At 69.0% G+C, this 18,649-nt stretch carries 16 protein-coding genes and 1 pseudogene; 9 read left to right on the forward strand and 8 right to left on the reverse strand.

Going from position 1 to position 18,649, the window contains the following annotated elements; all coding sequences use genetic code 11:
- Nucleotides 1-51 precede the first annotated feature (51 nt).
- Both P0Y50_03075 and P0Y50_03080 read left to right on the forward strand, forming a co-directional pair.
- Nucleotides 52-1,257 carry a TIGR03862 family flavoprotein gene (locus tag P0Y50_03075; protein ID WEK40605.1) on the forward strand — a complete coding sequence of 402 codons (1,206 nt, stop codon included), beginning with the start codon at nucleotides 52-54 and terminating at the stop codon, nucleotides 1,255-1,257.
- Between the two features lie 37 nt (nucleotides 1,258-1,294).
- Nucleotides 1,295-2,938, forward strand: a complete 1,644-nt coding sequence (locus P0Y50_03080; GenBank protein WEK40606.1) for a M28 family metallopeptidase — start codon at nucleotides 1,295-1,297, stop codon at nucleotides 2,936-2,938.
- On the opposite strand, the gene P0Y50_03085 is transcribed toward P0Y50_03080, so the two are convergent.
- The gene (locus tag P0Y50_03085) at nucleotides 2,935-5,256 is read right to left on the reverse strand and encodes an ATP-binding protein (protein WEK40607.1); all 2,322 of its coding nucleotides are present in this window, start codon (nucleotides 5,254-5,256) and stop codon (nucleotides 2,935-2,937) included. The two genes, P0Y50_03080 and P0Y50_03085, sit on opposite strands and share 4 nt — an antisense overlap.
- Before the next feature lie 120 nt (nucleotides 5,257-5,376).
- Between P0Y50_03085 and P0Y50_03090 the strand changes: the two genes are divergently transcribed.
- Complete coding sequence (locus P0Y50_03090; GenBank protein ID WEK40608.1) at nucleotides 5,377-5,784, forward strand: metallopeptidase family protein; 408 nt, start codon at nucleotides 5,377-5,379, stop codon at nucleotides 5,782-5,784.
- Nucleotides 5,785-5,787: 3 nt separating this feature from the next.
- Here the strand turns inward: P0Y50_03090 and P0Y50_03095 are convergent, their stop codons facing one another.
- Entirely contained in the window at nucleotides 5,788-6,483 is a 696-nt protein-coding gene (locus tag P0Y50_03095; protein ID WEK40609.1) for a MarC family protein, read from the reverse strand.
- Between the two features lie 86 nt (nucleotides 6,484-6,569).
- Between P0Y50_03095 and pyrF the strand changes: the two genes are divergently transcribed.
- Nucleotides 6,570-7,301, forward strand: coding sequence for an orotidine-5'-phosphate decarboxylase (pyrF, locus tag P0Y50_03100; GenBank protein WEK40610.1), 732 nt, complete (start codon nucleotides 6,570-6,572; stop codon nucleotides 7,299-7,301).
- Between the two features lie 42 nt (nucleotides 7,302-7,343).
- Here the strand turns inward: pyrF and P0Y50_03105 are convergent, their stop codons facing one another.
- Both P0Y50_03105 and P0Y50_03110 read right to left on the reverse strand, forming a co-directional pair.
- On the reverse strand, nucleotides 7,344-8,525 hold the full coding sequence (locus tag P0Y50_03105; protein WEK40611.1) for a hypothetical protein: 1,182 nt from the start codon (nucleotides 8,523-8,525) through the stop codon (nucleotides 7,344-7,346).
- Between the two features lie 99 nt (nucleotides 8,526-8,624).
- Nucleotides 8,625-8,894 carry a DUF1674 domain-containing protein gene (locus P0Y50_03110; protein ID WEK40612.1) on the reverse strand — a complete coding sequence of 90 codons (270 nt, stop codon included), beginning with the start codon at nucleotides 8,892-8,894 and terminating at the stop codon, nucleotides 8,625-8,627.
- A gap of 95 nt (nucleotides 8,895-8,989) precedes the next feature.
- On the opposite strand from P0Y50_03110, the pseudogene htpX reads away from it, so the two are divergent.
- Nucleotides 8,990-9,943 (forward strand): annotated as a pseudogene (htpX, locus tag P0Y50_03115) (zinc metalloprotease HtpX).
- A gap of 126 nt (nucleotides 9,944-10,069) precedes the next feature.
- The gene (locus tag P0Y50_03120; protein WEK40613.1) at nucleotides 10,070-11,674 is read left to right on the forward strand and encodes a M20/M25/M40 family metallo-hydrolase; all 1,605 of its coding nucleotides are present in this window, start codon (nucleotides 10,070-10,072) and stop codon (nucleotides 11,672-11,674) included.
- A 45-nt stretch (nucleotides 11,675-11,719) separates the two neighbouring features.
- Here P0Y50_03120 and P0Y50_03125 read toward each other — a convergent pair whose 3' ends face one another.
- On the reverse strand, nucleotides 11,720-12,895 hold the full coding sequence (locus P0Y50_03125; protein ID WEK40614.1) for an acetyl-CoA C-acetyltransferase: 1,176 nt from the start codon (nucleotides 12,893-12,895) through the stop codon (nucleotides 11,720-11,722).
- Nucleotides 12,896-13,054: 159 nt separating this feature from the next.
- On the opposite strand from P0Y50_03125, the gene P0Y50_03130 reads away from it, so the two are divergent.
- From P0Y50_03130 to P0Y50_03140, 3 genes are all read left to right on the forward strand, one after another.
- Nucleotides 13,055-13,768: a hemolysin III family protein gene (locus P0Y50_03130; protein WEK40615.1), complete on the forward strand. Its 714-nt coding sequence runs from the start codon at nucleotides 13,055-13,057 to the stop codon at nucleotides 13,766-13,768.
- 93 nt (nucleotides 13,769-13,861) lie between these two features.
- On the forward strand, nucleotides 13,862-14,491 hold the full coding sequence (gene phaR, locus P0Y50_03135; protein ID WEK40616.1) for a polyhydroxyalkanoate synthesis repressor PhaR: 630 nt from the start codon (nucleotides 13,862-13,864) through the stop codon (nucleotides 14,489-14,491).
- The gene (locus P0Y50_03140) at nucleotides 14,488-14,844 is read left to right on the forward strand and encodes a hypothetical protein (GenBank protein ID WEK40617.1); all 357 of its coding nucleotides are present in this window, start codon (nucleotides 14,488-14,490) and stop codon (nucleotides 14,842-14,844) included. Before phaR ends, P0Y50_03140 begins: the two co-directional genes overlap by 4 nt.
- A gap of 623 nt (nucleotides 14,845-15,467) precedes the next feature.
- Here the strand turns inward: P0Y50_03140 and P0Y50_03145 are convergent.
- From P0Y50_03145 to P0Y50_03155, 3 genes are all read right to left on the reverse strand, one after another.
- Nucleotides 15,468-15,893 carry a hypothetical protein gene (locus P0Y50_03145; GenBank protein ID WEK40618.1) on the reverse strand — a complete coding sequence of 142 codons (426 nt, stop codon included), beginning with the start codon at nucleotides 15,891-15,893 and terminating at the stop codon, nucleotides 15,468-15,470.
- Nucleotides 15,894-15,997: 104 nt separating this feature from the next.
- On the reverse strand, nucleotides 15,998-16,912 hold the full coding sequence (locus tag P0Y50_03150) for a hydroxymethylglutaryl-CoA lyase (GenBank protein WEK40619.1): 915 nt from the start codon (nucleotides 16,910-16,912) through the stop codon (nucleotides 15,998-16,000).
- Nucleotides 16,912-18,603, reverse strand: coding sequence for a glycosyltransferase family 39 protein (locus P0Y50_03155; protein WEK40620.1), 1,692 nt, complete (start codon nucleotides 18,601-18,603; stop codon nucleotides 16,912-16,914). The genes P0Y50_03150 and P0Y50_03155 overlap by 1 nt, the downstream gene beginning before the upstream one ends.
- Between the last annotated feature and the right edge of the window lie 46 nt (nucleotides 18,604-18,649).

Here is an 18,649-nt window from a genome sequence, read left to right on the forward strand (position 1 = left end):
GCGACGCCGTCGCCTATAGCCAGAGCGGACCCGACCGGGCAAAGCGGGGCGATGAGCAAATCCGTCAGACAGGTTCATGTGATCGGCGCCGGTCCGGCCGGGCTGATGGCGGCCGAACGACTGGCCCAGGACGGGATCCGGGTCGTGGTGCATGACCGGATGCCGTCGGTCGCCCGCAAGCTTCTGATGGCCGGTCGTGGCGGACTGAACCTGACCCATTCCGAACCGCTGGATCGGTTCGCGACCCGTTACGGCGACGCCCAACCGACCGTCAGTCGCTGGGTGCAGGCTTTCTCGCCGGCCGATCTGACGCGCTGGGTCGAAGGCCTGGGCCAGCCGACCTTCGTGGGATCCAGCGGGCGGGTCTTCCCCAAGGCGATGAAGGCCTCGCCTTTGCTGAGGGCCTGGCTGACACGATTGGAGACGCTGGGGGTGCAAATCCGCACCCGCTCTCGCTGGATCGGATGGAAAGACGGGGCGCTGGCGTTCGACACGCCCGAGGGCCAGCGGCTGGAACGGCCGGACGCCGTGGTTCTGGCCCTGGGCGGCGCCAGCTGGCCGCGCCTGGGATCGGACGGCGCCTGGACCGCTTGGCTGGATGCGCCGACGACGCCGTTTCGACCCGCCAACGTCGGCTTCGACCTCGCCTGGTCGCCGCTGTTCCGCGAACGGTTCGCCGGCCAGCCGCTGAAGGGGATCGCCCTCAGCCACGGCGACCAGTCTGTCCGTGGCGAGGCGATGATCGCCCGTTATGGGCTGGAGGGCGGTGCGGTCTATGCCCTGTCGGCGCCTCTGCGCGATGCGGTTCAGACGGCGGGTCACGCCGAGGTGCGGATCGACCTGAAGCCCGACCTCGACATCGACCGCCTGACCACGCGGCTGGATCGACCGCGCGGCAAGGCCAGTCTGTCGAACCATCTGCGCAAGACGGCCGGGCTGGATCCGGCGGCGGTCGCCCTGCTGCACGAAGCCGGGCCGCCGCCCGCTGAACCTCGCGCCCTGGCCCAGCGGATCAAGGCCCTGCCCCTGAGGCTGGCCGGCGTTCAGGGACTGGAGCGGGCCATATCCTCGGCTGGCGGAATTCGGCTGGACGGCGTGGACGCCGGGCTGATGCTGCGCGACCGGCCGGGCGTCTTCGTGGCTGGAGAGATGCTGGACTGGGAGGCGCCGACGGGCGGCTATCTGCTTCAGGCCAGCTTCGCCTCGGGCGTCATCGCGGCACAGGGCGTGATCGACTGGCTCGACAGCCAGGGCTGAGACGGGCAGGGTCGGCCGGTTCGATCAGGAGTCCCCTATGCGCCACGCCCTCTCCGCCGTCTCCGCCCTGGCCCTGACGATGGCCTGCGCGCCCGCCCTGGCCCAGCAGGCGCCGGCGATCGACGCCGAGCGGATGAACCAGGCGGTGCGAGTGCTGGCCTCGGACGAATTCGAAGGCCGCGCCCCTGCGTCGCCCGGCGAGGAGAAGACCGTCGCCTGGCTGGTCGAACAGTTCCGCGCGGCGGGCGCCCAGGGTGGCGGGCCGGACGGCGCCTTCGTCCAGGTCGCCCACCTGTCGCGCACCCGTCAGGACGGACCGGCCGTGGTGGTCGCCCATGTCGGCGGCCGCACCATCGACCTGCAACGCGGACCGGACGTCCTGGTGTCCAGCGACCGCCCGGTGAACCACATCGCCGTGACCGACGCGCCCGTGGTCTTCGTCGGCTATGGCGCGACGGCGCCCGAGCGTCAGTGGGACGATTTCAAGGACGTGGACGTGCGCGGCAAGATCATCGTCGTCCTGGTCAACGATCCCGATTTCGAGGCTGCCGACGGCGAGCCGGTCGCGGGCCGGTTCGACGGTCAGGCCATGACCTTCTACGGCCGCTGGACCTACAAGTTCCAGGAGGCGGGACGTCGCGGCGCGGCCGGCGTCCTGGTGGTGCACGAGACGGCGGGCGCCGGCTATGGCTGGTCCACGCTGCAGAACTCGTCTTCTGCGCCCAAGTTCGACATCGTGCGCGCCGATCCCGACGCCGAACGCGTGCCCTTTCAGGGCTGGATCCAGCGCGCCAGGGCCGAGGAACTGTTCAGCGCCGCCGGACTGGATTTCGCCGCCCTCAAAACCAGCGCCCGCCGCGCCGACTTCAAACCCGTCGTTCTGCCCGGCCTGACGATGAGCGTCGATTTCGGCCAGATCGCCGACCGGGTTGAAACCAAGAACGTCCTGGCGCGCATTCCCGGCGCCGAACGCCCGAACGAGACCGTCATTTACGGCGCCCACTGGGACGGTTACGGCGTCGGCGCCCCGAACGCCCAGGGCGACAAGATCTATAATGCGGCGGTGGACAATGCGACCGGCGTCGCCGCCCTGCTGGAACTGGCCCACGCCTTCGCCGCGGGACCGCGCCCCAAACGCTCGATCGTCTTCGCCGCCTGGTCGGGCGAGGAGGCGGGTCTGCTGGGTTCGACCTATTACGCCGCCAATCCGGTCTGGCCGCTGGAGACCACCGTCGCCAACATCAATGTCGACAGTCTGCTGCCGGGCACCGAGATCGATCCCAATGTGGTCGTGATCGGCAAGGGCAAGAACCAGCTGGACGACGTGCTGGCCCGCCACGCGACGCAGACGGGCCGCACCCTGATCGCCGATCCCGCGCCCCAGGCCGGGGCCTTCTATCGCTCGGACCACTTCCCCCTGGCGCTGAAAGGCGTGCCGGCCCTGTTCCCGGCGGCGGGCTTCACCGGCGCCAGCGCCGCCAGCCGCGACTATGTCCAGAATCGTTACCATCAGCCTACGGACGAATGGAACGACAGCTGGCGGATGGATGCGGCCGCCGCCGACGTGGCTCTGATCTACGCCGTCGGGCGCGACCTGGCCGATAGCGATCAATGGCCGGAATGGAAGGCGGGCGCCGAGTTCGGCCCGGCGCGCGACGCGTCGAAGGCGGCGCGGCGCTAAAGCTCCAGCTGAAGCTCGGGCGCGGCGGCGGTAGTCGCGGCGCCCAGCGGCAGGTGCAGGATGAAGGCCGCGCCCTTGCCCGGTTCGCTCTCGACCTCGGCCCAGCCGCCATGCAGTTCGACCAGCGCCTTGACCAGGGCCAGGCCCACGCCGGGCCCGCCGCGCTCGCGCCGCACGAAGCGGTCGAAGACGTGCGCCTGCAGGTGATAGGGAATGCCGCGTCCGGTGTCGGACACGGTCAGCCGGATTTCGGACGGGCCAGTCTCGGCCTTCAGCTCCACAGCGCCGCCGTCGGACACGGCGCGGGCGGCGTTTTCCAACAGATGATCCAGCGCCTGGCCGATCCGGTGCTCGTCGGCGCGGATGGGCTTGAGGTCCGCGGGACAGACCACCGTCAGCGTCGCGCCGCGCCCTTCGACCCGCGCGCGGACTTTTTCTCCCGCTTCGACCAGGAGATCGCAGACGCGCAGATCGCCGAGCGACAGCTCCATCTCGCCGGCGTCGATCTGGGCCATGTCCAGCACGTCGTCGATGGAGCGGGCCAGTTGACTGGCGGCGATGCGGATGGCGCCGGCGTGTTGGCGGCTGCGCTCAGGCAGGTCGCCCATCGTCTCCAGCAGTTCGGAATAGCCGACGATGGTCGTCAGCGGCGTGCGCAGTTCATAGGAGACGCTGCCGACGAACTCGCGCTTCAGGGCCTGGCTCTCGGCCAGGGCCTGTTCACGCTGGACCAGGGCCTGTTCCAGTCCTCGCCGCGCTGTGACGTCGGAGAAGGCGACCAGGGTCGCGCCGTCCGGCAGGGGTCGGGTCTGCCAGGCGGCGACGCGGCCATCGACCGTGCGCCCCTCGCCCGAAATGGCCACCCGGCTTTCGGGATCAGGATCGGCCACCCGCGCCTTCAGCCCCAGCCACAAGGCCGGGTCGGGCAGGACCGCCTTGCACAGTTCGGCCAGGTCGTCGAAGTCGGCCAGCACCGCGATCCGGTCCGCCGACAGGCTCCAGAACGTCTCGAACGCTTCGTTGTGAAGCCGCAGACGACCGTCGGAACCAAACACGGCCACCGCGTCGTTCAGCTTGTCCAGCGTCGCGCGCTGGACCTGGATCTGGGCGTTGAACCGGCTGCGCAGCTTCAGTTCGTCGGTGATGTCCGAGAAGATCAGCAGGATGCCGCCTAACGGATGGGGTTGGCGCACCACGCGCAAGGTGCGCCCGTCCGGCAGGGACCAGCTGTCGTCGGGCGAGGCCTCGGACGCGCCGTAGAAGTCCAGCTCGTGCGCCTTCCACCCCGCGTAATCGACCACTTCGGGCAGGCTGCGGCGCTGGCGCAGGCGGTCCAGCAGTTCAGCGTGGGTCGGACGTTCGTCCAGCCACGCCGGGTCGATGTCGAACAGGGTCTGGAAGGCGGTGTTGTGGAAGGCCAGCCGCTTCTGCGGACCGAAGATGGCCACCGCATCCGCCAGGTGGTTCAGCGTCTCGTCATGGGCTTCGACGTGGCGGCGCAGGGTATCGCGGGTCTCTTCCGCCTCGGTGACGTCGATGGCGAAGGCGGTGACGGCGCCGCCGCCGGCCGGTTCGGCGATGATGCGCCAGGCGCGCCGCGCGCCGCCGCCGGTCGTCCAGCGGAAGCCTTCCTGGCGCACGCCCAGCCGCGCCGCCTCGGCGACCAGGGCGTCGGCGCCGCGATCGAACGACAGGCCGCCTTCGACGGCCGCGTCCAGCGTCTCGGCGTTGACCGCGTTCAGCCAGGCCCGGTTGGCCCAGGCCAGCTTGCCCGCCCCGTCCACGACCCAGGTCGGGGTGGGCGAGGCGTCGCCCAGCATGGCCAGGCCGCTTTCGGTCGCGTCCGCTCCGGTCAGGGTGAAGCGCGAGGCCGGCGACAGACGCAGCCAGGCCGCACCGCCCGCGACCCGTCCCTCGATCCGCCAGGGCTCCGCCGCGTCCAGCGCCGTCAGCCCCTCGAACGCCTGTCCCGACTGCACCAGGGCGTCGATCAGGGCGCCGTGCGTTTCCCTCAGGCGGGCCAGGACGGCGGGCCCCACATCGTCGCTGTCCTCGGCCAGCCGCGCCACCAGTTCGGCCGATCCGATCGGCGCGCCGGCCGCCTGGCCGTCGGGCGTCAGGGCCAGGCTGACGTCGTCGAACGCGCGCAGCATGGCGTCGTGGCGGCCCAGGCTGGCCAGGGCCTCGACCCGTTCGCGCTCGGCATCGTCGGCGGCGGCGTTCAAACGCCCGCGCATCAGCAGGGCCCAGGCGCTGACGGCCATGGCCAGTCCGGCTGCGCCTGCAGTGGCGACATAGGCGATGTCGGCCTCGGCCATTCGTGTCCCTGGAGAGTTCGCGCCGCGATTCGCTTAACCATAACGCCAACTGCGCGAAAATGCGGCAGTCTCTTGATCGCGTCATCGCGCCCCGTTGCGAAGGCGGCCCGGCGCGGCGATATGCGCCCCATGACCGATCCCATCGCCCCCTCGCTCGATGACTTCGCCCGACTGGCGCGCGAGGCGTTCGACGCCCTGCCCGCGCCGTTTCGTCAGGCGGCGGGCGAAGTGGTCATTCGCATCGATGATTTCGCCGACGAGGCCACCCTGGCGGACATGGAGATCGAGGATCCCTTCGAACTGACCGGCCTTTATCACGGCTTGGACATCGGCCGACGCGACGGTCTGGGACCGGCGGCCGAGCCGTCGCGGGTCTTTCTCTATCGCCGTCCGATTCTGGACGAATGGTGCGAACGGGGGAATGTGGGGATCGCCGAACTGATCGCCCACGTCCTGATTCACGAGATCGGCCACCACCTGGGCCTGACCGACGACGACATCCACGCCATCGAGGACGACGCGGACTGACCTCTATTTCGTGGCCGGGTACGGCGTCGTCACGGCGCCCGAGATCATGCCGGGAATGGCCTCGCCCAAGCCCAGCAGGATGAACTGGATCGCAAGCGCGCACAGGATCAGGCCCAGCACCTTGACCACGATGGCCATGCCCACCTCGCCCAGCAGGCGGCTGAGCGAGCCGGTCAGGGCGAAACAGACGAAGGACACGGCGCAGGCGGCGGCGATGGCGACCAGCGACCCCATGGTTCCGGCATAACCCAGTTTGGCCGCCTCTCCCGCCTGGATGATGACGGCCGAAATGGCGCCCGGCCCGATCATCAGGGGAATGGCGAAGGGCACGACCAGCCGCTGGAACCGGCGGCGCGCATAACCGCGCACGTCCTTGGCGTCGCTCAGCGCATCCTTGTCGGCGAACATAGCCAGGAAGTCGCCGCGCGCCATATCCAGTCCCAGGAACAGCAGCAGAATGCCCCCGGCGATGCGGAAGGCGGCCAGGGAAATGCCGAAGAACTGCAAAAGGCCTAGGCCGGTGAACAGGAAGAAGGCCAGAAAGACCGTGGCGAAGGCGCAGATCAGGGCCGAGACCGAAATCCGCTGACGCAGCGTGGCGCCGGCCGTGGCGGCGGCGAAGATCGGCAGATTGCCGATGGGGTCCAACAGGGCGAACAGGGTCACGAACAGGTTGACACCCAAATCGACTGCGTTCATCGCCTGCCCTCGCCTTCAAACCGTCCACGCCGCTTGCCGACGCGCCCCTTGGTCGTCCGGCATAGCCGCTAAGCGCGAGTCCGTCGATGACCCAGACCCCAGTTGCGGCGCCCGCGCCCGGCCCCGACGCGCGCATCATCTGCGCACTGGACGTTCCGACCACCGACGAAGCGGCCGCCCTGGTCGAGCGGATCGGCGATGCGATCGGCTTCTACAAGATCGGGCTGCAACTGTTCGCGGCGGGCGGCATGGACCTGGCGCGCGGCCTGAAGGCCCAAGGCCGCCAGGTCTTCCTGGACTGGAAGCTGCACGACATTGGCGCGACGGTGGAGAAGGCCACGGCCAATCTGGCGGGGGCCGGTTGCGATTTTCTGACCGTTCATGCCCGACCCCAGGTGATGGCGGCGGCGCGGCGCGGCGCGGACGGATCGACGCTGAAGGTGCTGGGCGTGACGGTCCTGACCAGTCTGACGGCCGACGATCTTTTGGCCGACGATCACAGCCTGTCGCCGGCGGCACTGGTGGAACTGCGCGTGCGCCAGGCCCTGGACGCGGGGATCGACGGCGTCGTCTCCAGCCCGCACGAGGCGGCGCGCGCCCGCGCCCTGGCCGTCGCGGCGGGACGACCCGAGTTCCTGATCGTGACGCCCGGCGTGCGGCCTGCGGGCGCGGCGCTGGACGATCAGGCGCGGGCGGCGACCCCGGCCGAGGCGCTGCGGGCCGGCGCGACCCATCTGGTCATCGGCCGCCCGATCACCGCTGCGCCCGACCCGCGCGCGGCCGCCCGGTCCATCGCCGACGAAATCGCCCCGATCTGAGACAGACCGGGGCGACGGTTACGCTTCAGCGTCTTTGGGCGATCAACCCCGCTCGCCGGGCTCCTGGGCATAGCGGTGACGCGGCGGCGCATGGGGCGCCGGCGCCTCGGGCGGCGGCAGGTCGCCATAGTAGCCGGACGGCGGGGGCGGAGGGGGCGGCGGGGGAGCCGTGTTCACCTCCGGCGGCGCGACATAGACCTGGGCCGGGGCCACATTGACCGGCGCCGACTGCACATAGACGGGCGACTGATCGACATAGACCGGACCGCCGACCTCCACCTGAGCGGGCGCGACATTGACCTGGGCCGGGGCGACCTGAACCCGCTGCGGACCGATGTTGACCGGCGCGGCCTGAGCATAGATCGGGGCCTGATCGACATAGACGGGCGGCCCGACCTCGACCTGGGCCGGGGCGATGTTGACCTGGGCCGGGGCCACCTGCACGCGCTGAGGCCCGATATTGACCGGCGGCGCCTGCACATAGATGGGCGGCTGTTCGATATAGGTGGGCGGACCCATCTCGACCTGCGCCGGGGCGATGTTCACCTGGGACGGGGCGACATAGATGCGCTGCGGCGCGACCTGAACCGGCGGCGCCTGAATATAGACGGGCGGCTGTTCGACATAACGTTGCTCGTAACGCTGCTCATAGCGTTGTTCGTAACGCACCGGCGGGCGCGCGGGCGGGCGGCAGTTGCAGTCGACCGGGCGGCCCGGATACGGACGCCAGCCGATGTAGTCGCGACCGAACCCATAGACCGGATAGCCGACCGGAGCGCTGACGGGCGGGCGACCGACCAGGACCGGGGCGGAGGTCACATAGCCGCCGCCATAGCCGCCGCCGTAGTAGCCGTCCGAATAGCCGCCGCTTCCCACATAGGTTGTGCCGCCGCCGACATAGCCGCGCTGAAAGCTGGATGAACCGGAATAGGACCGGGCGTTGATGGCCGAATAGGCTGTCGCGCCGGCGTAGGCCCCGGAGTTGGCGTAGGCGTTGGAATAGGCGGAGCCCCCGCCGTTCACGTTCACATTGACGTTGTGGTTGGCGTTGTAGTTGCCGCCGCCATAGTGGCCGCCGCCTCCACATCCGCCGCCGCATCCGCCCGGCATGCCGCCATGGCCGCCGCCGTAACCGCCATGGCCGCCTGGGCCTCCGGCCAGAGCGGGCGCTGCGGAGAGCAGCAGAGCCGCCGACGCGGCGGTGATCATCGACTGTATCGTCACGGGACAGACTCCTCTGAGTTGTCCCCACACTGGCAAATCCGGCGCCCGTTTGTTAAGCGAAGGTTAACGCCGCGCGGGTGGCGTGGCGCCGACGCCGTGTCAGAAATCCACGGCGATGCCCTTCTTCTCCCAATCGCCGAACCGGGTCGGCTCCGGCCCCCTTGGCCCGCCATGCTCGGGATCGACCTGGACGTCCGCCGCCTGCTTCTCTTGCAGCGCGCGGCGATCCGCCGCCTCCTGAAGCGCGCGGCGGGCGGCCTGGCTCAACGGGCGTTCGGGCGTGGCGTGGGGCACGTCGGCGTTGAAGACGGGACCTGTCGGCGCCGTCTGATCGTCGCCGTCCGGCGCGGGGGTGGGATGTTCGGTCACAGGGCGGCTCCCTTGAGGCTTGGTGCGCCTTTCCTCAAATAGACGATCGAACCCGTGACGCCAGACGCAGCGGCCGGATCGGGCATGGAATCGCGATGAACCATCTGAAGACTTTCATCCTCCTCGCTGCGATGACCGCCCTGTTCATGGGCCTGGGTTATCTGATCGGCGGCGCGACCGGCATGGCGATCGCCCTGCTGTTCGCGGGCGGGATGAATCTGTTCAGCTACTGGAACGCCGACAAGATCGTGCTGAAGATGTACCGGGCCCAACCGGTCGACGAACAGCATCCCAACGCCGTGGTCAGGAACTATGTCGCCGACGTGCGCCAGATGGCTCAGGACGCCGGCCTGCCCCAGCCCCAGGTCGCCATCATCCCCAGCGATCAGCCCAACGCCTTCGCCACCGGCCGCAACCCCCGGAACGCCGCCGTCTGCGCCACGACCGGCCTGTTGGACATGCTGACCCGCGAGGAGGTGCGCGGCGTGATGGCGCACGAACTGGCCCATGTGAAGAACCGCGACACCCTGATCATGACGGTGACGGCGACCATCGCCGGCGCCATCGCCGCCCTGGCCAACTTCGCCCTGTTCTTCGGCGGCAATGATCGTGAGCGTCCGGGCGGGATCATCGGAACCCTGGCCCTGATGCTGCTGGCGCCGATGGCGGCCGGCCTGGTGCAGATGGCGATCAGCCGGGGCCGCGAATACGAGGCCGATCGGGTCGGCGCCGAGATCGCCGGCGACCCCCAAGCCCTAGCCAGCGCCCTGCAGAAGATCGAGGCCTACGCCAAGCGGATCCACAATCCCACGGCCGAACGCAATCCCGCCTCGGGTCAGCTGTTCATCATCAATCCGCTGGCGGGGCGCGGCGCGGACAATCTGTTCTCGACCCATCCGGCGACCGGCAACCGCGTGCGGGCGCTGATGGAGCTGGGCGCCAGGATGGGGATGCAGCCCCGGTCGCAAACGCCCGATCTGACACAGCCCCGTCCGGCCGTCGGCTTTACCGCCTCGACCACCGGCGTGCCGCCGACACCGATGGAGCCACGCGGCCCCTGGGGCTGATATTTGGGGATAAGCTGAGGCTGATCGTCGCGGCGAACGGCGCCATTGCGGTTTGCACTCCTTAGGCGGATCGCATCAGATGCGCCCCTGTTCAGCTAAGGGGAATCCATGTCGCGTCTGCTCGCCTTCGTATCCGCCGCCGCCCTTCTCGCCACGCCGGTCGCCGCCCAGTCGGTGGACCGCGTGGCCGTCAACGGCATTATCGACCAGGGGCTCAACCACAGCCAGGTGATGCAGACCGCCGCCTATCTGACCGATCGCATCGGCGGGCGGATGACCAACTCGCCCCAGATGCGCGAGGCCGAGCGCTGGGCGCAGCAGCAGTTCCGCGACTACGGTCTGTCCGACGTGCGTGCGGAGGGGTTCGAGTTCGGTCGGGGATGGTCCATCGTCCGCGCCAGCGCGCGGATGACCGCGCCGCGCCCGCTGGACCTGCGCGCCATTCCCGTGGCTTGGACGCCCTCGACCAACGGCACGATCAGCGGCGGCGTGATCGTCGCGCCCCTCTCCAAGGTCGAGGATTTCGACAAATGGCGCGGCAAGCTGTCGGGCAGGATCGTCATGATCTCCCAGCCGGGCGCGGGGTCCGAGCCGACCGAACCGGCCTTCCGCCGCTGGACCAGCGCCGAACTGGCCGAGCGCAACACCTATAACCAGCCGCAATATTCCCCCGCCGCCATCCGCAAATCGCTGGAGACCGCCGACTTCGCGTCGAAGATGGACGCCTTCCTGGTCGAACAGGGCGCCCTGGCCTGGGTGCGGATATCCCAGCGCGACGGCGGCCTGCTGCACGGCACGGGCTATACCTATCAGGTCGGCGCCACGCCGAAACTGGCGGGAATGGAGTTGGCGGCGGAGGACTATCGCCGTCTGGCGCGTCTGGCCCTGACCGACGCCCCGCCAACGCTGGAGCTGAACAGCGAGGTGCGGTTCCATGACGAGGACGTCAACGCCTACAACATCCTGGCCGACATTCCCGGAACGGCGCGCGGGACGGAATACGTCATGGCCGGCGCCCATCTGGACAGCTGGGTCGCCTCGGACGGCGCTCAGGACAATGCGGCCGGCAGCGCGGTCGTTCTGGAGGCGGCGCGCATCCTGAAGGCGCTGAACGTGCGGCCCAAACGCAGCATCCGTTTCGCTCTGTGGAATGGCGAGGAGCAGGGCATCCTGGGCTCGCTGGCCTATGTCGACCGACACTTGGCGACCCGCGCCCCATCCAACGACCCCGCCCTGGCTGGCCTGCCGAACAACCGCACCTGGCGCAGCCGTTGGCCGATCGAACCCCGCGCCGGCTATCGCGACCTGGTCGCCTATTTCAACCTGGACAATGGCTCGGGCAAGATTCGCGGCATCAACGCCGAGGGCAATGTGGCCGCCGCCCCGATCTTCCAGGAGTGGCTGGCGCCCTTCGCCAGCATGGGGGCGACCACGGTGTCGCTGCGCAACTCGGGCGGCACCGACCATGTCTATATGCAGACGGTGGGCGTGCCGGGGTATCAGTTCATTCAGGACCCGCTCGACTATTCCGCGCGCATCCACCACACCAGCATCGACAGCTACGACCACCTGAAGGCCGAGGACCTGCGGCAGGCCGCCGTCATCCTGGCCAGCTTCCTGCTGAACGCCGCCAACCGCGACGAGCCCCTGCCCCGGATGCCGCTGCCGACCCAGCCGACGCCCAACGATCCGTTCGAATATCCGACGGATTGAGGACCGAAGGGGCGAGGGAAACCTCGCCCCTTTTTTCTAATCGGATCAGGCGCGCTCGACGCACATCGCGACGCCCATGCCGCCGCCGATGCACAGGGTCGCCAGACCCTTCTTCGCGCCCGACCGCTTCATCTCGAACAGCAGGGTCGTCAGGATGCGCGCGCCCGAGGCGCCGATGGGGTGGCCGATGGCGATGGCGCCGCCGTTGACGTTGACCTTGACCGGATCGAGACCCAGTTCCTTGACCACGCACAGGCTCTGAGCGGCGAAGGCCTCGTTGGATTCGACCAGATCCAGATCGGCGACGCTCCAGCCCGCCTTCTCCAGCGCCTTCTTCGACGCCGGGATCGGCCCCGTGCCCATGACCGAGGGATCGACCCCCGCCGTGGCGTAGGAAACGATGCGGGCCAGCGGCTCCAGTCCGCGCGCCCTGGCCTCGTCCGCGCTCATCAGCACCAGGGCGGCGGCGCCGTCGTTCAGGCCGGACGCATTGGCCGCTGTCACCGATCCGTCCTTGGAGAAGGCCGGACGCAGCTTCTGCATCGCCTCGATGGTCGCGCCGTGGCGGATGTATTCGTCCTTGTCGACCGTCACATCGGCCTTCTTGCCCGGGATGACCACGGGAACGATCTCGTCGTCGAACTTGCCGGCGGTCTGGGCGGCCTCGGCCTTGTGCTGGCTGGCCAGGGCGAAATCGTCCTGAGCCTGGCGCGAGATGTCCCATTTCTCGGCGATATTCTCGGCGGTCTGGCCCATGTGATAGCCGTTGAAGGCGTCCCACAGACCATCCTTGATCATGGTGTCGACCAAGGCCACGTCGCCCATCTTTTGACCGGCGCGCAGCTGCTGGGCGTGCGGCGCCTGGCTCATGCTTTCCTGCCCGCCCGCGACGACGATCTTCGCATCCCCCAGCGCGATCTGCTGAGCGGCGATGGCGACGGCGCGCAGTCCCGAGCCGCAGATCTGGTTCAGGCTCCAGGCGGCGGCTTCCTTCCTGACGCCCGCCCCCACGGCGGCCTGACGCGCCGGGCCCTGACCGGCGGCGGCCTGCAGCACATGGCCCAGGATCACCTCGTCCACCTCGTCGCCGGAGACGCCGGCGCGCTCCAGCGCGGCCTTGATGGCGACTTCACCCAGTTTGGACGCCGGCAGGGCGGCCAGACCGCCCATGAAGGCGCCGACGGGCGTGCGGGCGGCGGAGACGATGACGACCTCGGTCATGGGATTTCACTCTCTGCGGAATAAGGATGCGTGGCCGTTTTGCCGCATCGCGAAGACTTCGTCACCTGCGACGAAGCGTACGGCTGCGGATTCAGCCTATCGTCACCCTGTCGGCGCATTCTGGCGGAACGATAAAGGCGATCTGGGATTGGATTGGCCATGCTGCGCACGATCAAACGTCTTGTCGCCCACGTCTGCACGCCGGACGAATTGGATATGATCGACCATTATCCGACGCGGGCCGAAAAGCTGGCGGATCTGTGGGTCCATGTGGTCGGCCTAATGCTGGCGGCGGTGGGCGGCATCATCCTGGCGGGCCTGGCGGGGGTTTACACCGGCATCGGCGGCGTGCTGGCCACGGCCATCTACGCGCTGTGCCTGGTTGGGATGCTGACGGCCTCGACCATCTACAACTGGACCAATCCGTGCGCCGCGCGGCCGGTTCTGCGCCGCCTGGACGAGGCGGCCATCTTCCTGATGATCGCCGGCAGCTACACCCCCTTCACCACCCAGCGGTTCGAGGGGCTGTGGGCGGTGGGCTTCACCAGCCTGATCTGGACCCTGGCCTTCATGGGCGCGGGCGTGAAGCTGTTCGCGCCGCGCATCTCGGACAAGTTCTGGAGCGGCGTCTATGTCGTCTTCGGCTGGCTGGCGGTGGCGGCGCTGAAGCCTATGGTCGAGACGGTGCATCCCGTCGCTCTGGCTCTGCTGGTCATCGGCGGCCTGATCTACACCGCCGGGGTCTTCGTCTTCATCAGCCCCAAGGTCCGTTTCCGCCGCGCCATCTGGCATGGATTCGTCGTGACCGGGGCGACCGTCCACTGGGCGGCGGTGCTGGTCGGGGTCGTGCTGGCGCCCGCCCTTACGCACTAGGACGACGTTCCGAACCCGGCGCATTGTCGCCCCCTCTGGCGCTGGAGCGCGCAAGAGGGGATAGTGACGCGTTGCAACATCGCGAGAACAAGCGTGGCTGACGAAAAATCCAAGGGCGGAAACAAGAATGCGGCCGAGACGGTCGTCATCAAGAAGTATGCGAACCGGCGTCTCTACAACACGCGGACCAGCGCCTATGTGACGTTGGAGGACCTGGCGACCATGGTGCGCGAGGGGGTCGATTTCGTGGTCTATGACGCCAAGACCAATGACGACCTGACCCGCCAGATCCTGACCCAGATCATCTTCGAGGAGGAAAGCCGGGGCGAGGCCCTGCTGCCGGTCCAGTTCCTGCGCCAGCTGATCGGCTTCTACGGCGGTCAGATGCAGGGGGTGCTGCCCTCCTATCTGGAGATGTCTCTGGCCAACTTCGGCCGCCAGCAGGAACAGTTCGCCAGCCAGCTGAGCCGCGCCTTCGGGACCGGGGCGGGCGCCAGTCTGATGGAGGACGCGGCCCGCGCCAACATCGCCATGTTCGAACGCGCCATGCAGATGTTCCCCGGCTTCGGCTATGCGCGCGCCGAACCGACCGAGGCCAGGGTCGAACCGGCCCCGTCCGCCGAGACGGCCGAAAAGACGCCTGACGCCCTGGACGAGATGCGCCGTCAGATGGACGAGATGCGTCGCCAGATCGACAGCCTCGCCGGCGCCAAGCCGAAATGACCGACCGCATCGGCCCCATCGGCGGGCCTGAACGCATCGAGCGACGCGAGGGCGAACGCCGCGAACGCGAGCGGCGCGCCCGCGCAGCCTCGCGCGATCTGGTCCCGCTGGACCCGCCCGAACCGCAGACCCAGACGCAGGATCGCCCGGCAAGAGCTGCCGTGCAGCCCGCCGCCGAACCGGGCGCGGCCGCCTTCGTCGCCCAGCAGATGGGCCAGGGCGGTCAAAAGCGCGGCCTGCGCGGCGGCCCGCCCGTGCTGGACGCGGCCCGCTCCGCCTATCTGGGAACCGAATATTCGGGCGCGGCCGAGCGTCGTCCGACCACGGGCAAGACGACCAAGACCGACATCTGATCCGACGGCACGGCGTTTGCTGGAAGGGACGCCAGTCGCCCCCCGCCGGACCCGCCCATGCCCGCCGCCTTCAGCCTCGCCGCCAAAGTCTTCGACGTCGCCGTCGTCGCCCTGATCTTTTCGATATTCTCGTAGAACAGGTTTCTTCGGCCTACCGCGCTTCGCGCTGCTTGAGGCCATCGTTGTGTGGCCTACCGCGCTTCGCGCTGCTTGAGGCCATCGTTGTGTGGCCTACCGCGCTTCGCGCTGCTTGAGGCCATCGTTGTGTGGCCTACCGCGCTTCGCGCTGCTTGAGGCCATCGTTGTGTGGCCTACCGCGCTTCGCGCTGCTTGAGGCCATCGTTGTGTGGCCTACCGCGCTTCGCGCTGCTTGAGGCCATCGTTGTGTGGCCTACCGCGCTTCGCGCTGCTTGAGGCCATCGTTGTGTGGCCTACCGCGCTTCGCGCTGCTTGAGGCCATCGTTGTGTGGCCTACCGCGCTTCGCGCTGCTTGAGGCCATCGTTGTGTGGCCTACCGCGCTTCGCGCTGCTTGAGGCCATCGTTGTGTGGCCTACCGCGCTTCGCGCTGCTTGAGGCCATCGTTGTGTGGCCTACCGCGCTCCGCGCTGCTTGAGGCCGGGCGTCACGCCCCGCCGAAATCGAAATCCTTGCGCGAGGCGACGATGGTGACGATGAAGCCCGCCAGCACGTCCAGCAGGATCATCGTCACGATCAGGAAGAAGGTCGAGGTCGCAAAGCCCGGCAGCAGCAGGAACTCGATCAGCACCCCGATGAACAGGATCATCGACAGGGCGTGATTGATGATGGCCACCCGCTGGCTGGACGTCGACTTCAACAGTTCGAAGAACAGCAGGATCAGTCCCAGGAACAGGATCAGATCGCCCGCGCCGATGGTCCATTGGGCGCCGGACGTCATGGTGACGGCGAACAGCGGATCGCGCAGCAGAACGTCCGCCTGAGCCACGCCGGCGTCGCCCGATCCGCCGAACAACACCACGATATTGTAGAGGACCACCGGGATCAGCAGCAGCGGAATGGCGATCAGCATGGTCGGTCCTCTGCGCGACCCACCCCCCGTGCGTCGCGTCCATTCATCATGAATAGCGCCGATTGCGCCTCGCCGCCACAGACCCGCAGCGACGCCGTGGGGGATCAGGGCCGAGGAAAACGGCCCGCCCGGCTGAGCGCCGACGGCGCCGGCCGGCCGATGGCCTGACCGATCCACCGCGCCGTCTCGATCAGGGCGTCCAGGTCATAGCCCGTCTGGAACCCGCCGCGCTCCAGCATATAGACGAGGTCCTCGGTGGCGATATTGCCCGTGGCGCCGGGCGCAAACGGACAGCCGCCGATGCCGCCGACCGAGGCGTCCAGCACGTCGATCCCGGCCTCGACGCCCGCATAGGCGTTGGCCAGGCCGGTGTTGCGGGTGTCGTGGAAATGCAGGCGCAGGACCGCGCCGGGCGCCGCCGCCCTGGCCGCCTCGACCTTTTGCGTCACCGCCCAAGGGTCGCCCGCGCCGATGGTGTCGGCCAGACCGATCTCCTTGATCCCCATCGCCGCAATGGCGCCGACCATGTCCGCGACCTGACCCGCCGAGACCTCGCCGTCGAACGGACAGCCCCAGACGCAGGAGATGACGGCCGACAGCGACGGCGCGCCCTCCGACGCCTCGGCATTGTGCCGCCGGTTCACGATGTCGCCCAGCATGGCCAACTGGTCCTTCACCGCCAGGCCCTGGTTCTTCAGGCCGAAGCCGTCCGTCGCGGCGACCGAGACATTGACTTCGTCAATCCCGGACGCCAGCGCCCGATCATAGCCCTTGCCGTTCAGCACCAGGCCGATCCGGCTGCGGCCGTCCTGATGCGGCAGGGCGGCCATGACCTCTTCGGCGCCCGCCATCTGCGGCACATATTTGGGATGGACGAAGGAGACGGCCTCGATCCGTTTCGCGCCCGCGCCCTCCAGCCGTCGCACCAGATCGGCGCGAACGGCAGGTTCCAGCAAGGCCTTTTCGTTCTGCAGGCCGTCGCGCGGCCCGACCTCGACGATCTGGATGAACCGGCCCATCAGGACGCGCCTCCCACATCATCCGTTCCGGTGCTGGTCCCGGGCGGCGGCGCATAGACCGTCAGACTGACCTCGTCCCCGGCGGAATAGTTGTAGCCGGTGACCACCCCGACGGCGCGGCCCGACACGCCCAGCCGCGCGGCGGCGGCGCGGAAGGCGTCCGCGTCGTGCGCCTCGACAATGGCGGGCCGACCCTCGGCCAGGGCCTCGGCCGCCCCTTGCGCGTCCGTCAGGTCGGTGTCGCGCCCGGTCAGGAAGACGAAGCTGGGTTCATGGAAGCCGGTGATGGCCACCGGCCCCGGCGTGCGTCCCTGGCGTGGATGCAGGTCGGCGGCCTCCAGCGTCCGCTCCAGCTGGGGCGAGACGGCCAGGGGGCGCAGCTGACGGATCGTGCCGGCCAGGGCGGCATGGGCGACGACGCCGAACGCCAGCGACGCGACCAGGGCTGCCACCGTCGCCCGGTTCACCAGCAGGAAAGCCCCCATGGCCCCGGCCGCCAGGGCCATGACCACCGTCAGCGCCGCCCAGGTCTGTGCCGTCGAGGTGCCATAGACCGTCAGCCCATAGACGGTGACCCCGACGATCAGAAGCGCGGCGAACACCGCCAGCACGGCGCCCGTGACGCGCGAGACCTTGCCGATGGGCCGGGCCAGGGCGGCGGCGGCCAGCAGCGCCAGCCCGCCGAAGGTCGGCAGGGTGTAATGCCACAGCTTGGTCGGCGCCAGTTCGAACATCAACCAGCCCGGCAGCACCCAGCAGACCAGGAACCGGATCGCCGGCTCCGCCCGCCGGCTCCACCCCGTCGAGACGGCGGCAGGCAGCAGCAGGGTCGAGGGGAAGAACAGCAGGGGCGCCAGCAGCAGATACATGCCCGGGAAGCCCGAATGGCTCTCATGGGCGCCGGCGATCTTGGGCGCCAGGTCGCCGCCGATGGCCTCGCGCCAGAAGCCGCCGTCGGTGGCGATGGTGATGGCGATGGCCCACGGCCCGACCATCAGGGCGACCAGCGGCAGGCCCCAGCCCCAGCCCAGCCGATACAGCCATTTGACGTTCCGGTCCCAGATCGACACGGCGATGACGGCCAGGGCGACGACCAGGAAGCCGATCGGTCCCTTGATCAGAATCGACAGTCCCAACCCCGCCCAGAACAGGAATTTGTGCAACCGTTCGGGCCGTTCGCCCGCCCGCGTCGCCATATAGATGCGCGCCAGGGCCGCCATGGCCAGGGTGGTCGCCCCGCACAGCATGGCGTCGGTCTTGGCGATGCCCGCTTCGGTGGACAAGAGGAAGGTGGCCCCCATGATCGCCCCGCCGAAGAAGCCGACGCGGCTCCCCAGCATGGCCGACCCGGCCCAGGCCACGGCCCAGGCGGCCAGCATGGCCCCCAGCAGCGATGGAATCCGATAAGGCGCGATCTGGCGATCCTCGACGTCCGAGGTCAGGCCCACGGCGACCGCCTGCATCCAGTAGATGCCCACCGGCTTTTTCCAGCGCGGCTCGTCCTGATAGCGGATGTCGACATAGTCGCCGCTTTCCAGCATCTGAGATGTGGCCTGGGCGAACCGGCTCTCGTCGCGATCCAGCGGCGGCAACAGCAACAGGCCGGGCAGGCCGGCGATCAGCGTCAGCAGGGCCGCAAGGACCGGGCCTCGCCAGCCGGCGATGCGGCCATCCAGATCGAAAGTCTTCATCCGGCGATCCTTACACGGCGACCGCGTCCTCGTCAGCCGTCTCCCC

The sequence above is a fragment of the Candidatus Brevundimonas colombiensis genome (assembly GCA_029202665.1).
In the GTDB taxonomy this organism is placed as follows: domain Bacteria; phylum Pseudomonadota; class Alphaproteobacteria; order Caulobacterales; family Caulobacteraceae; genus Brevundimonas; species Brevundimonas colombiensis.

Coding starts and splice junctions, on each gene's coding strand:
- P0Y50_03075 (WEK40605.1), top strand. CDS start 52: ATGAGCAAATCCGTCAGACAGGTTCATGTGATCGGCGCCGGTCCGGCC.
- P0Y50_03080 (WEK40606.1), top strand. CDS start 1,295: ATGCGCCACGCCCTCTCCGCCGTCTCCGCCCTGGCCCTGACGATGGCC.
- P0Y50_03085 (WEK40607.1), bottom strand. CDS start 5,256: ATGGCCGAGGCCGACATCGCCTATGTCGCCACTGCAGGCGCAGCCGGA.
- P0Y50_03090 (WEK40608.1), top strand. CDS start 5,377: ATGCGCCCCATGACCGATCCCATCGCCCCCTCGCTCGATGACTTCGCC.
- P0Y50_03095 (WEK40609.1), bottom strand. CDS start 6,483: ATGAACGCAGTCGATTTGGGTGTCAACCTGTTCGTGACCCTGTTCGCC.
- pyrF (WEK40610.1), top strand. CDS start 6,570: ATGACCCAGACCCCAGTTGCGGCGCCCGCGCCCGGCCCCGACGCGCGC.
- P0Y50_03120 (WEK40613.1), top strand. CDS start 10,070: ATGTCGCGTCTGCTCGCCTTCGTATCCGCCGCCGCCCTTCTCGCCACG.
- P0Y50_03125 (WEK40614.1), bottom strand. CDS start 12,895: ATGACCGAGGTCGTCATCGTCTCCGCCGCCCGCACGCCCGTCGGCGCC.
- P0Y50_03130 (WEK40615.1), top strand. CDS start 13,055: ATGCTGCGCACGATCAAACGTCTTGTCGCCCACGTCTGCACGCCGGAC.
- P0Y50_03140 (WEK40617.1), top strand. CDS start 14,488: ATGACCGACCGCATCGGCCCCATCGGCGGGCCTGAACGCATCGAGCGA.
- P0Y50_03145 (WEK40618.1), bottom strand. CDS start 15,893: ATGCTGATCGCCATTCCGCTGCTGCTGATCCCGGTGGTCCTCTACAAT.
- P0Y50_03150 (WEK40619.1), bottom strand. CDS start 16,912: ATGGGCCGGTTCATCCAGATCGTCGAGGTCGGGCCGCGCGACGGCCTG.
- P0Y50_03155 (WEK40620.1), bottom strand. CDS start 18,603: ATGAAGACTTTCGATCTGGATGGCCGCATCGCCGGCTGGCGAGGCCCG.